This window comes from Methylibium sp. Root1272 (genome assembly GCF_001425905.1).
Lineage (GTDB): Bacteria > Pseudomonadota > Gammaproteobacteria > Burkholderiales > Burkholderiaceae_C > Methylibium.
The window spans coordinates 318,757-331,619 of sequence record NZ_LMDY01000014.1 but is presented as its reverse complement, the minus strand read 5'-3'; the positions used below and the strand labels follow the sequence as shown (position 1 = coordinate 331,619).

Annotated in this window: 12 protein-coding genes and 2 tRNA genes; 7 read left to right on the top strand and 7 right to left on the bottom strand. The window is 67.9% G+C overall.

Translation table 11 applies throughout. The features are described 5' to 3' along the window. Positions 1-27: 27 nt before the first annotated feature. Positions 28-104, top strand: a tRNA-Pro gene (locus tag ASC67_RS14045). Positions 105-163: 59 nt separating this feature from the next. On the opposite strand, the gene ASC67_RS14040 is transcribed toward ASC67_RS14045, so the two are convergent. Further along, positions 164-1,126 carry an MBL fold metallo-hydrolase gene (locus ASC67_RS14040; RefSeq protein ID WP_056321959.1) on the bottom strand — a complete coding sequence of 321 codons (963 nt, stop codon included), beginning with the start codon at positions 1,124-1,126 and terminating at the stop codon, positions 164-166. Positions 1,127-1,227: 101 nt separating this feature from the next. On the opposite strand from ASC67_RS14040, the gene ASC67_RS14035 reads away from it, so the two are divergent. The 5 genes from ASC67_RS14035 (at position 1,228) to ASC67_RS14015 (ending at position 6,250) form a co-directional block, all read left to right on the top strand. Further along, positions 1,228-3,417: a hybrid sensor histidine kinase/response regulator gene (locus ASC67_RS14035; protein WP_056321956.1), complete on the top strand. Its 2,190-nt coding sequence runs from the start codon at positions 1,228-1,230 to the stop codon at positions 3,415-3,417. Positions 3,418-3,510: 93 nt separating this feature from the next. Beyond that, positions 3,511-3,587: transfer RNA gene (locus tag ASC67_RS14030), tRNA-Arg, on the top strand. A 112-nt stretch (positions 3,588-3,699) separates the two neighbouring features. Beyond that, positions 3,700-4,950, top strand: a complete 1,251-nt coding sequence (egtB, locus tag ASC67_RS14025; protein WP_056322198.1) for an ergothioneine biosynthesis protein EgtB — start codon at positions 3,700-3,702, stop codon at positions 4,948-4,950. Further along, positions 4,947-5,957 carry an L-histidine N(alpha)-methyltransferase gene (egtD, locus tag ASC67_RS14020; protein WP_056321953.1) on the top strand — a complete coding sequence of 337 codons (1,011 nt, stop codon included), beginning with the start codon at positions 4,947-4,949 and terminating at the stop codon, positions 5,955-5,957. The genes egtB and egtD overlap by 4 nt, the downstream gene beginning before the upstream one ends. A gap of 14 nt (positions 5,958-5,971) precedes the next feature. Further along, on the top strand, positions 5,972-6,250 hold the full coding sequence (locus tag ASC67_RS14015; RefSeq protein WP_056321949.1) for a DUF427 domain-containing protein: 279 nt from the start codon (positions 5,972-5,974) through the stop codon (positions 6,248-6,250). 12 nt (positions 6,251-6,262) lie between these two features. Here ASC67_RS14015 and ASC67_RS14010 read toward each other — a convergent pair whose 3' ends face one another. The 5 genes from ASC67_RS14010 to ASC67_RS13995 form a co-directional block, all read right to left on the bottom strand. Then, a complete protein-coding gene (locus ASC67_RS14010) occupies positions 6,263-7,177 on the bottom strand; it encodes a c-type cytochrome (protein ID WP_056321945.1) in 915 nt (304 codons plus the stop codon). A gap of 69 nt (positions 7,178-7,246) precedes the next feature. Continuing rightward, positions 7,247-7,501 (bottom strand): cysteine-rich CWC family protein, encoded by a 255-nt coding sequence (locus ASC67_RS20335; RefSeq protein WP_082536023.1) that lies wholly within the window; start codon positions 7,499-7,501, stop codon positions 7,247-7,249. Then, positions 7,459-8,982: a fumarate hydratase gene (locus ASC67_RS14005; protein ID WP_056321942.1), complete on the bottom strand. Its 1,524-nt coding sequence runs from the start codon at positions 8,980-8,982 to the stop codon at positions 7,459-7,461. Before ASC67_RS14005 ends, ASC67_RS20335 begins: the two co-directional genes overlap by 43 nt. Before the next feature lie 94 nt (positions 8,983-9,076). After that, positions 9,077-9,619, bottom strand: coding sequence for a DUF2062 domain-containing protein (locus ASC67_RS14000; RefSeq protein WP_056321940.1), 543 nt, complete (start codon positions 9,617-9,619; stop codon positions 9,077-9,079). Positions 9,620-9,647: 28 nt separating this feature from the next. After that, positions 9,648-10,253: a TIGR00645 family protein gene (locus ASC67_RS13995; RefSeq protein ID WP_056321936.1), complete on the bottom strand. Its 606-nt coding sequence runs from the start codon at positions 10,251-10,253 to the stop codon at positions 9,648-9,650. A gap of 199 nt (positions 10,254-10,452) precedes the next feature. On the opposite strand from ASC67_RS13995, the gene acs reads away from it, so the two are divergent. After that, positions 10,453-12,423, top strand: coding sequence for an acetate--CoA ligase (acs, locus tag ASC67_RS13990; protein ID WP_056321934.1), 1,971 nt, complete (start codon positions 10,453-10,455; stop codon positions 12,421-12,423). Between the two features lie 81 nt (positions 12,424-12,504). On the opposite strand, the gene ASC67_RS13985 is transcribed toward acs, so the two are convergent. Next, positions 12,505-12,813 carry a c-type cytochrome gene (locus ASC67_RS13985; protein ID WP_056321931.1) on the bottom strand — a complete coding sequence of 103 codons (309 nt, stop codon included), beginning with the start codon at positions 12,811-12,813 and terminating at the stop codon, positions 12,505-12,507. Positions 12,814-12,863 lie beyond the last annotated feature (50 nt).

Genomic DNA, 12,863 nt, shown 5'->3' with positions numbered 1-12,863 from the left:
GGGCCCTGGCTACAATCGCGGCTCAGTCGGGGCGTAGCGCAGCCTGGTAGCGCAACTGGTTTGGGACCAGTAGGTCGCGAGTTCGAATCCCGCCGCCCCGACCAATGTTCATGCGGCCTGGCAGGTAGAAGCCTCCAGGCCGCTTTGCATTCTTGCAGGCGGCTCAGGGCTTGCTGCTGTAGTTCACCGGCACCCAGACATAGCCCTTGCCTTCGGCCCGCAGACGGCCGATGCCCGGGAACGAGACGTGCGCGATCGCGACGTAGTAGCCCTGCCGGGCCGCGTCGGCGAAGGCCTTGCGGCGCTGTGGCAGCGCGGCCTTCGAGTCGACGTCGAACTTGATCACGACCGACGGGTCGGGGAACTGCACGGCGGCCACGTGCATCATGTCGCCCCAGATCACGAGCTTCTGGCCGCGGCTCTCGACGACGTAGAAGGTGTGGCCCGGCGTGTGGCCCGGCGCGGGCTCGGCGCGTACTCCGGGCACCAGTTCGGTGGTGCCGGAGAAGGTTTTCAGGCGGCCGGCCTCCTGGTAGGGCTTCACGGCGCTCATCGCGCCCGCAAAGAAGCCCTTGGCGTCGTCGGGCGCCTTGGTCATCCGGTCGTTGCTGAGCCAGAAGTCGGCATCGTGCTGGTCGAAGCGCAGCGTCGCGTTCGGGAACGCCGCCTTGCCATCGGCGAGCAGGCCGCCCACGTGGTCGGGGTGCAGGTGGGTGATGTAGACCTCGTCCACCTGCTCGGGCATGTAGCCGGCGGCCTTCAGGTTGGCCAACAGCTTGCCGAGCGTCGGTCCGAACAGGCCGGCGGCGCCGGTGTCGATCAGCACCAGCCGGGTCCCGGTGTTGATCAGGTAGGCGTTGACCGAGGTCTCGAGCGGCACGCCGAGATAGGCTCGCTTCAGCGCACGTTGAACCTGGCCCGGCCTGGCGCCGCTCAGCAACTGGTCCACGGGCAGGTCGACCGTGCCGTCGGACAGCGCGGTGATCTCGAAGTCGCCCAGCATCATCCGGTAGTAGCCCGGCGCCTGGGTCTTCTGCTGAGGGGCCTCGGCGTGGCTGGTCGTGACGGCTGGGCCGCCGGTCAACAGCGCAACGAGGAGTCCGAGCGCGGCGAGTTTGCGGGTCATCGTGTGATCTCGGGAGTGGCTAAGGGATAGAGCGGTAGGCAGTCTAGGCCGCTTGCGATAAAAGCGCCGGAGTTCGCGGCATTGCCGCCAAGGAAACCGATTTGGGCGCTCGTCTGGTCGAATGGCGTCGTACGTTCAAGCGGCAGGCCCTGTGGTCGCTGCTGCTGCTCGGTGCCGTGGCGGTCTTTCTGGCCGTCTCGCTCAGCCAGAGCCACGGCCGCTACCAGGCCGCGGCCGACGACGATATCGAGAACCTCACGCTCAACCTCGAGCGCTATCTCTTCACCCGCCTGCAGGCGGCCGACCTGGTGCTGCAGTCGGCGGCGCAAAGCTTCTCTCACCTGAGTGCCGCGGGCCCGGTGAGCGAAAACGAGTTCAATGCCGCGCTGCTCGAACTGCAGAAGCGCCTGCCCGACGCGCCGGCCCTGCGGGCTGCCGACCGCTCCGGGCAGGTGCTCTATGGCGGAGGCGTCGATCCCGCGCAGCGGCTGAGCATCGAGCGGCGGCAGTTCTTCCAGGAAGCCAAGGTCTCTTCGACGATGGTGCTGGGGCTGCCGCTCAAGTCCCGGATCACCGGCCGCTGGGTGCTGCCGCTCGCACAGCAGTTGCGCGACCACCGCAACGCCTTTGCCGGCGTCGTCTATGTCAACCTGGACCTCGAGGAACTGAATGAATTCCTGGGCTCGCTGAAGCTCGGTGCCCATGGCGTCATCACGCTGTTCAACGCCCGGCGCGAGATCCTGCTGCGCCTGCCGGCCGCGCCGATGGCGCAGGACGAGCAACCGGTGCGCGTGGCGGCGCCTGAGGTCTTGAGCTCGCTGGCGGCGGGCAAGCAGGTGGCCCTGTTCCGCACGCGCAGCTCCATCGACGGCGTGCTGCGGGCCGTGATGTACCGACAGGTGGGGGGCTATGCCGTCTTCATCCTGGCCGGACTGGCGGAGCAGGACTTCCTGCTGCCCTGGCACCGGGAACTGGCGATCACGGTGGTGTTCTGGCTCGCCCTGGCGGGCGCGCTGCTCCTGCTGCTGGTCCGGCAATACCGGGCGGGGCTCCAGCAGGTGCGGGCGCTCCGGCTGCTCCAGGAGGCCAAGGAGCAGGCGGTGCGGGCCAACGAGTCCAAGTCGCTGTTCCTGGCCAACATGAGCCACGAGATCCGCACGCCCCTCAATGGCGTGCTGGGTTTCGCGCAGATCGGCTACCGCGATCCGTCGGTCGCCCCGGAGGCGCGGCAGAAGTTCGCCCGCATCCTCGAGTCCGGCAAGCTGCTGCAGGGCATCCTGAACGATGTGCTGGACATGTCCAAGATCGAGGCAGGCAAGCTGCTGCTGGACCCGACCCCCACGATGTTGCGGCCCGCGCTGGAGCGCGCGGTCGACCTGGTCCGGGGCTTCGCGCGCGACAAGGGCATCGCCTTGTGTCTCCTGGTGGACCGTCGCGTGCCCGAGGTCATCGTCGTCGATCCCCTGCGGCTGGGGCAGATCCTGCTCAACCTGCTGTCGAACGCGGTCAAGTTCACCGCCACCGGCCAGGTGGACGTGACGGTCGGCGTCTCCGGTGACAAGCTGGTCATCAACGTGCGGGACAGCGGTCTGGGCATGTCGGAGGAGCAGATCTCCCGGCTCTTCATGGCCTTCGAGCAGGCCGATCGATCGACCACGCGGCGTTACGGCGGCACGGGTCTGGGCCTGGCGATCACCAAGCGGCTGGTCGAGATGATGAACGGCTCGATCGTGGTCACGAGCCACCTGGGGGCCGGATCCACCTTCTCCATCCGCCTTCCTCTCGCGCGCTCGACCTTGACCTTCGTGGAGCCCGAAAGGCCCACCAGCACCGGCGAGGATCTCGTCGATGTCGGCGCGGCGGTGCAGCGGGGCGAGCGCGAAGAGACCGCAGGCCGATTGCCGCATTCGAGGCTCGACGGGATGCGCGTGCTGGTGGCCGAGGACAACCCGGTCAATCAGATCGTCATCGAGAGCATGCTGTCGATGGAGGGGGCCTTCGCAGAGGTGGTGGCCGATGGCTACGAGGCCATCGACCGCGTGGCCGCGCAACTCGACCCGAAGTACAACGCGGTGCTGCTGGACGTGATGATGCCCGGCATCGACGGCTACGAGACCGCGCGACGCATCCACACGCTGGACGCGGAGCTGCCCATCATCGGTCAGACCGGTCACGCGCTCGCGGAGGATCGCGCACACTGCATCGAGGCCGGCATGGTCGAGCGCGTCACCAAGCCGCTCGATGCCGATGAACTCGTGAGCGTGCTGCTGAAGCATTCGCGCCAAGTCTGAAGCGCGAGGCCGCCATGCGCTGCGCGGGCTCGATGCCTACGCCGCCACGCCCTGCAGGTCGCCGGGGTGCCGCGTACACTTCTCCGGCCGCGTCTGCCCGTAGCTCAACTGGATAGAGCACCAGCCTTCTAAGCTGGGGGTTACAGGTTCGATTCCTGTCGGGCAGGCCAGTAGGAAAACCGCCGTCCCGGCGATCCACGACATGGCCTTCATGCCTGCCGATGTTGCCCACCGAGGAGTGAAGTCTTGAGCTCCCGTGTTGCCGAGTTGTCGTCCTCCGCGCTGGCCGTCGATCGCAGCCTGCGCATCGTGTGGCGCCGCCGACTGGAGGCGGTGCGATCGCACTCGCTGCAGCTCGCGGCTCCCCTGTCGGCCGAGGACCGTTGCGTGCAGTCGATGCCGGACGCCAGCCCCACCAAGTGGCATCTCGCGCACACGACGTGGTTCTTCGAGGCCGTGGTGCTGCAGGCCCACCAGCCGGGATACCGCGTGCACGACGAGCGCTACGCCTTCCTGTTCAATTCCTACTACGAGTCGCTCGGGCCGCGCCATCCACGCGCCCAGCGGGGCCTGCTGACGCGACCGTCCAACGAGGAAGTGCTGCAGTACCGGCGCCATGTCGACGACGCGCTGCTCGCTTTTGTCCGGGAGTCTGACGATGTGGCCTGGGCTGCAGCGCTGCCGCTGATCGCGCTGGGTCTGCAGCACGAGCAGCAGCATCAGGAATTGATGCTGACCGACGCGAAGCATCTGCTGTCGCTGAATCCGCTGCAGCCTGCCTACCGGTCTGCGCCATCGGACGACGAGGGCAGGGTGTTCGCGGCGCGCGGCCTGCATCCCGCCCCGGTGTGCGGCCCGTCGCAGCCGATGCGCTGGCTGGAGCGACCCGGCGGCATCGCGGAGATCGGCGCGACCGCCGGGCAAGCCTTCTCCTTCGACAACGAGACACCACGCCACCGTGCGCTGCTGCAGGCGCACGGACTGGCCAGCCGGCCGGTCGGCAACGGTGAGTTCCTCGATTTCGTGTGCGACGGCGGCTACCGCCGGCCCGAGCTGTGGCTCAGCGACGGCTGGGCGGCCGTGCAGCAGCACGGCTGGGTCGCGCCGCTGTACTGGAGCGACATCGAGGCGGCACGCCCGCAGGTCTTCACGCTGCACGGTCCGCGGGCGCTGGTCCTCGACGAGCCCGTGAGCCACCTGAGCTTCTACGAGGCGTCCGCCTACGCCGCCTGGGCCGGTGCGCGCCTGCCGACCGAGTTCGAGTGGGAGGCCGCCGCGGCCGAGGGCGTGCTGGAGGGCTGCGGCGAGGTCTGGGAGTGGACGCGCTCGTCCTACGATCCCTACCCGGGCTTCCGGCCGCTGGCCGGGGCCGTGGCCGAATACAACGGCAAGTTCATGGTGGGTCAGCTGGTGTTGCGCGGCGGCAGTTGCGCCACGCCGAGCGGGCACGCGCGGCCGAGCTACCGCAACTTCTTTGCGCCGGGCGCGCGCTGGCAGTTCGCGGGCCTGCGGCTCGCAAGGGATCTCGAATGACGACGCAGCCGCTGCGGGCCACGCCCGACGCCCGCGCCCACCTGCTGCCGGTGGCCGCCGCGTCGCCGCCGCACCAGGTGATCGACGGCGACTTCGCCCGTGAACTGCTCGCGGGGCTGGCGCGCCGGCCGCGCAGCATCGCGCCCAAGTTCTTCTACGACCGCGAGGGCTCGGCGCTGTTCGACCGCATCTGCGAGCTGCCCGAGTACTACCCGACGCGCACCGAGCTGGCCCTGATGCGCGAGCGGGCCGGTGAGATGGCCGAGTGCATCGGGCCGGACGCCGAGATCGTGGAGTTCGGCGCCGGCTCGAGCCGCAAGATCCGGGTGCTATTGGGCGCGCTGCAGCGGCCACGCCGCTTCGTGCCGATCGACATCTCGGCCGAGCACCTCCATGCCGCTGCCGATGCGCTGCGCGCCGACCACGCCGGGCTGGACGTGCGCCCGATCGCCGCAGATTTCACCCGGGCCTTCGATCTGCCGGCGCCGCATGCCGCGAGCCGTCGCCGCGTCGGTTTCTTCCCCGGCTCGTCGATCGGCAACTTCGCCCCGGACGAGGCACTGGACTTCCTGCGCTGCACGGCTGCGCTGCTGCGCGGCGGCGGGCTGCTGATCGGCGTCGACCTGGTCAAGGATCCGGCGCTGCTGCATGCGGCGTACAACGACACGGCCGGGGTCACGGCGGCGTTCAACCTGAACCTGCTGGCGCGCGCCAACCGCGAGCTCGGTGCGAACTTCGATCTGGGGCAGTTCGCGCACTACGCCTTCTACCAGCCGGTGCAGAAGCGCATCGAGATGCACCTGGTGAGCCGGCGCGCCCAGCAGGTGCGCCTGTGCGGCCACGCGTTCGAGTTCGCCGAAGGCGATACGCTGCATACCGAGAATTCGCACAAGTTCAGCGTCGCGGGTTTCCGCGCACTGGCCGAGCAGGCCGGCTACACGCCCCGGGCGGTGTGGGTCGACCCGCAGCGGCTGTTCAGCGTCCATTGGCTGGCCCTGCCGGCCTGAAGGGAGAAGCTTCGATGAAGGCAGAGTGGAACGGCGTGGTCATCGCCGAAAGCGACGATACCGTGGTGGTCGAGGGCAACCACTATTTCCCCGCGAGCGCGCTCAAGCGCGAGTACGTGGTGGGCAGCAACCACCACACCATGTGCTCGTGGAAGGGCGAGGCGAGCTACTACTCGCTGCTGGTCGACGGCGACCTGAATCCGGACGCCGTCTGGTACTACGCAGAACCGAAGGAAGCCGCGGCCGAGATCAAGGGCCGCGTCGCGTTCTGGAAGGGCGTGAAGGTCTCTTAGCGTCGCACTGCCTCAGCGCCCGCCGAAGGGCCGTGGCGGCACGGTCTTGAGGTAGAGGTAGAGCGCGGCGAGGTCCGTGTCGTTCATGCGCGCGAGCGATGAAAACGGCATCACCGGGCTCACCGCGCTGCCGTCGGGCCGGCGGCCGGTGCGCATCATCGCCGCGAACTGCGGCCCATCGGCATAGCGCGTCATCGCGCTGCCGTCGCCGGGCGTGAGGTTGGCCGCGGCTGGCCAGTCGGGCGGTGCACCTGGGATCTTGCCACCCGACAACTGGCCGCCGTGGCAGCCGATGCACATGCTGGCCACGTAGCCGCCGTGGGCCAGGCTGACGCCTTCGGCCACGGGCTGCGAAGGCGGACGGCCGTGATCGATCTTCTCGGCCGCGTCCTGCACCAGGCCGGCCGCATACAGCAGCTTCACGAACACTGGCATGCGCACCACGCCCGGTCCGCCGGAGGCTGGCGCCAGCTGCAGCAGATAGGCGACCAGCGCCGACACATCGTCGTCGGTCAGCCGGTTGTAGTCCTCGCTCGGCATCACCAGCAAGGGCCGGCCGTCGGGACGCACGCCGTGGCGGATGCTGCGCTCCCAGTCGGCCGCGGTGTAGCCGGCGACCCCCTTGCCGGGCCCCGGGCTGATGTCCGGGCCGCGCACGAGAAAACCGGTCTTGGTATCGTCGATGACGACGCGACCGCCGGCGTCGTCGCCGTGGCAGTCCGCGCAGCCGCGGGAGGTGTAGAGGTAGCGGCCGCGCTCGACGGCGGCGGCGCCCTGTCCGAGCATCAGCGGGTAGGGTGGCAGCACGACCAGCCGCTGCGCCTTGCGGTCGGCGAGTCGGGTGCCGACGAAGACCGCCACCGCGGCCAGCAGCACCCCGGCCATCAGCGCCACGGCAGTGCGGCGCATCCATCGTTTCGTCGTCATCTTCGACCTCCCTCGGTCTGCTCCCCCTGCGCCCGGCGAGCGCGCTGTCTGCGGAGCCGGGTCACCGCCTCACGGTGAGGCAGACGATTCTGCCGCGCCGGCGCAATGGCGGCACAGGCAGGCGACCCCGCGTTGTTCGAGTGCCAGGATCGCCAGGCGCTCGGGTGCGATGCGCACCGAGCTGCACCAGCAGGCCACGTCAAAGCGGCCTTCCGCCGCCACGGCGCAGCCATTGGGTCCGCCGCAGGCCGGGCAGGCCGGTGCTTGCAGCGGCACCGCGCTCAGACGGTGGCGACCGGGATCTTGCCGATCTTCGCCTGCCATTCGGCCGGTCCTGTCTGGTGCACCGAGCTGCCGGTCGAGTCGACGGCCACCGTCACCGGCATGTCCTTGACGTCGAACTCGTAGATCGCCTCCATGCCGAGGTCGGCGAAGCCGAGCACCTTGGCCTGCTTGATCGCCTTGGCGACCAGGTAGGCTGCGCCGCCCACCGCCATCAGGTAAGCGCTCTTGTGCTTCTTGATCGCCTCGATGCCGGTCGGGCCCCGCTCGGCCTTGCCGATCATGCCGATCAGGCCGGTCTGGGCCAGCATCATCTCGGTGAACTTGTCCATGCGGGTGGCGGTGGTCGGGCCGGCAGGCCCCACCACCTCGTCGCGCACCGGATCGACCGGACCGACGTAATAGATGACGCGGTTGGTGAAGTCCACCGGCAGCGTTTCGCCCTTGGCCAGCATGTCCTGGATGCGTTTGTGCGCGGCGTCACGGCCGGTCAGCATCTTGCCGTTGAGCAGCAGTGTGTCGCCCGGCTTCCAGCTCGCCACTTCCTCGCGCGTCAGCGTGTCGAGGTTGACCGACTTGCTCTTGTTGTAGTCGGGTGCCCATTTCACGTCGGGCCACAGGTCGAGGCTGGGCGGCTCGAGGTAGGCCGGGCCGGAGCCGTCGAGGATGAAGTGCGCGTGGCGCGTGGCGGCGCAGTTCGGGATCATCGCCACCGGCTTGCTGGCCGCGTGCGTGGGGAAGGTCGAGATCTTCACGTCGAGCACCGTGGTCAGGCCGCCCAGGCCCTGGGCGCCGATGCCCAGCGCATTGATCTTGTCGCACAGCTCGATGCGCAGCTCCTCGAGCTTGTTCTGCGGGCCGCGGGCCTTCAGCTCGTACATGTCGATGTCGCCCATCAGCGACTCCTTGGCCATCAGCATGGCCTTCTCGGCCGAGCCACCGATGCCGATGCCCAGCATGCCCGGCGGGCACCAGCCCGCGCCCATCGTCGGCACGGTCTTCAGCACCCAGTCGACCAGGCTGTCGCTGGGGTTGAGCATCACGAACTTGCTCTTGTTCTCGGAGCCGCCACCCTTGGCGGCCACCTGCACATCGACCGTGTTGCCCGGTACCACCGTCATGTGCACGACCGCCGGGGTGTTGTCCTTGGTGTTCTTGCGCTCGAAGTGGGGGTCGGCCACGATGCTGGCGCGCAGGGTGTTCTCGGGGTTCAGGTAGCCGCGGCGCACGCCCTCGTTGACGGCGTCCTCGATCGAGCCGGCGAAGCCCTCGAAGCGCACGTCCATGCCGATCTTCAGGAACACGTTGACGATGCCGGTGTCCTGGCAGATCGGCCGGCGCCCTTCGGCGCACATCTTGGAGTTGGTGAGGATCTGCGCGATCGCGTCCTTGGCGGCCGGGCTCTGCTCCTGCTCGTAGGCGCGCGCCAGATGCGTGATGTAGTCGGCCGGGTGGTAGTAGCTGATGTACTGCAGCGCGGCGGCGATGCTGTCAACGAGATCGGCGTGTCGGATCGTGGTCATGGGGCTGTCCCGTGATCGGGGAGTGGCTGCGGAACGATGGCCGCGTTACCCGGCCGGTCAGCCGGCGCTGCGGCACCAGGGCAAGTGGTCGAGTTTACTGTTCAGGGGGCCGCTCGTCGTCGTCCGGCGGTCGCTCGGGCCGGGGCCGCCACAGCAGCCAGACCAGCGTGAAACCGGTGGCTGCACCGATCACCGCCAGTGACGCCAGTCCCAAGAGCAGCGGCGCGCCAGCCGATTGCGCGGCTGTCCACAGTCCCTCGATGAAACCCTGCTGCTCGAGCAGCGCCGCGGTCTCGCTCTCGACCCGCAGCGCCGCGGCCTCGTCGTCCGGTTCCCCGAGCAGGAGGCGACCGATCTTGTAGGCGGCCCAGTAGATCGGCGGGAAGGTGAAGGGGTTGGTGATCAACGTGGCCGCTGCCGCGATCGCGACATGACCGCGCAGCGCGATCGCCGCGGCGATGGCAAACAGGAACTGCGCCACCGGCAGCATGAAGCCGACGAACACCCCGATCGCGACCGCCCGCGCCACGCTGCCGCGGTCGGTGCGCCAGAGGCGCTCGTTGTCGAGATGGTGCGCTACCGGGCGCAGCCATTTCGAGCGGCGAAGCTGCTCGCGCGTGGGAATCCAGCGTTTCACGCGGTCTGATGCCCGATCCGCGATCGCCTCAGTGCTTGTCCTGATGAGGTGCGACCGTCATCAGCTTGTCTGTGTAGGCGATGGCGAGCGCGGACAGCAGGAACGTGATGTGGATCAACGTCTGCCACAGTAGCACCTTGTCGGTGTAGTTGCCCGCGTTGATGAACGTCTTCAGCAGGTGGATCGAGCTGATGCCGATGATGGCCGTGGCCAGCTTGACCTTCAGCACCGAGGCGTTCACGTGGCTCAGCCACTCGGGCTGGTCGGGGTGGCCCTCTAGATTCATGCGCGACACGAAGGTCTCGTAGCCGCCGACGATGACCATGATCAGCAGGTTGCTGATCATGACCACGTCGATCAGCGCCAGCACGACCAGCATGATCACCGTCTCGTTCAGGTTGGTGATGGGCGCATCGGTCTTGTAGCCGATGCTGGTCACCAACTTCTGCAGCGCATCGGCGTTGCCGAACGCCGCCTCGATCAGGTGCACCAGTTCCACCCAGAAGTGGAAGACATAGACCACCTGAGCCAGGATCAGGCCCAGGTACAGCGGCAGTTGCAGCCAGCGGCTGGCAAATATCAGGTTGGGCAGGGCGGGGAGCTTGTTCTTGATCGGATCGGGGGAGGCGGACATGGGATGGGAGCGAGGGGTGAGGGGCAGATTCTATTGAACACCGCTCCGTGGGAGCGTGCCCGCATGAAGCAATGGCTCGGGGCTAGCCGCAATGGTCAGGGTCTGCCGGTCCGCGCTACATTGCCAAGCTGCGAGTAAGGGCATCGTAAGAGCGTCTGCCTATGGTGCCGTCCGACAACTACGCCTCGAGGAGACGAACATGAGCAGTCAGGAACCCCACATCTACCTCCCGCCGCCGGCGCTGGCCGGCGCTGCCCATGTGTCGGGCATGGCCGCCTACGACAAGCTGGTCGCCGAGGCCGAAGCCGACTACCAGGGCTACTGGGGGCGGCTGGCACGCGAGTTGGTGAGCTGGAAGAAGCCCTTCACCAAGGTGTTGAACGACAGCGACGCGCCGTTCTTCAAGTGGTTCGAGGACGGCACGCTGAATGTCTCCTACAACTGCCTGGACCGCAATGTGGAACGCGGTCTCGGCGACAAGACAGCCATCATCTTCGAGGCCGATGACGGCAAGGTGACCACCGCCACCTACCGCGAGCTGCTGGCGCAGACCTGCCGGCTCGCCAACGGGCTGCGTTCGCTGGGCGTCAAGAAGGGCGACCGCGTCGTCATCTACATCTCGATGTCGATCGAGGGCGTGGCGGCGATGCAGGCCTGCGCGCGCATCGGCGCGACGCACTCGGTCGTGTTCGGCGGCTTCTCGGCGCAGAGCCTGCGCGACCGCATCTCGGACACCGGCGCAGTGGCCGTGATCACGGCTGACCAGCAGGTGCGCGGCGGCAAGCAGTTGCCGCTGAAGGCGATCGTCGACGAGGCGCTGGCGCTGGGCGGCTGCGAGAGCGTCAAGCATGTCGTCGTCGCCAAGCGCACCGGTGCCGACATCGGCTTCCAGGCCGGGCGTGACGTCTGGCTGAGCGAACTGCTCGCCAGGCAGGCCGACACCTGCGAGCCGGAATGGGTCGAGGCCGAGCATCCGCTGTTCCTGCTCTACACCTCGGGCTCGACCGGCAAGCCCAAGGGCGTGCAGCACGCCAGCGGCGGCTATCTGCTGCATGCCGCGCTGACCACCAAGTGGACCTTCGACCTGAAGGACGACGACATCTTCTGGTGCACCGCAGACATTGGCTGGGTCACCGGGCACAGCTACATCACCTACGGCCCGCTCGCGCTGGGCGGCACCGAGATCGTGTTCGAGGGCGTGCCGACCTACCCGGACGCCGGCCGCTTCTGGCAGATGATCCAGAAGCACAAGGTCACTGTGTTCTACACCGCGCCCACCGCGATTCGCTCGCTGATCAAGGCCGCGGAGGGCAACGAGGCGGTGCACCCGAGGAGGTACGACCTCTCCAGCCTGCGCATCCTCGGATCGGTGGGCGAGCCGATCAACCCGGCCGCTTGGGAGTGGTACCACCTGCACATCGGTGGCGGCCGCTGCCCGATCGTCGACACCTTCTGGCAGACCGAGACCGGCGGCCACATGATCACGCCGCTACCGGGCGCGACACCGCTGGTGCCGGGGTCGTGCACGCTGCCCTTCCCGGGCATCCAGGCGGCGATCGTCGACGAGACCGGCAAGGACGTGCCCAACGGGCAGGGCGGCATCCTGGTGGTGAAGAAGCCGTGGCCGAGCATGATCCGCACGATCTGGGGCGATCCGGAGCGCTTCAAGAAGAGCTACTACCCCGACGACTTCAAGGGCAAGTACTACCTCGCCGGCGACGGCGCGATCCGCGATGAGAAGACCGGCTACTTCACCATCACCGGCCGCATCGACGACGTGCTGAATGTCTCGGGCCATCGCATGGGCACGATGGAGATCGAGTCGGCGCTGGTGTCGCACACCGCGCTGGTGGCCGAGGCGGCCGTCGTCGGTCGGCCGGACGACACCACGGGCGAGGCGATCTGCGCGTTCGTGGTGCTCAAGCGGCCGCGTCCGACCGGCGAGGAAGCGAAGAAGATCGCTGCCGAACTGCGCAACTGGGTCGGCAAGGAGATCGGCCCGATCGCCAAGCCCAAGGACATCCGTTTCGGCGACAACCTGCCCAAGACCCGCTCCGGCAAGATCATGCGCCGCCTGCTGCGCTCTATCGCCAAGGGCGAGGCCATCACGCAGGACACGTCGACCCTGGAGAATCCGGCGATCCTGGAGCAACTGGCGCAGACCAACTGACGCTCCTGGCCGCGCAGGAAAAAGGGCCCCGCATGCGGGGCCCTTTTTTGTTCGAGGCCGCTGGTGCGCGGCCCGCCGTGATCACTTCAGGCCGAGGATCCAGGTCACCAATTGCTTGGCTTCGGCTTCGCTCACCTGCGGGTTGGCCGGCATCGGGATCTGGCCGAAGGAACCCGAGCCGCCCTTGATGACCTTGGTGGAGAGTTTCGCGACGGCATCCTTGTCGTCGGCGTACTTGGCGGCCACCGCCTTGAACGCCGGGCCGAGGACCTTCTGGTCGATCTGGTGGCAAGCCATGCAGTTCTTCTTCTGCGCCAGATCGGCGTTGGCGAAGGCGGGTGCGGCGCTCAAGGCGCCAACGACCACACACATCATCACTTTCGGGTTCATCGCGGGTCTCCTTGCTGTGTCATGGCTGGGGTAAAGTGCAGAACGCATTG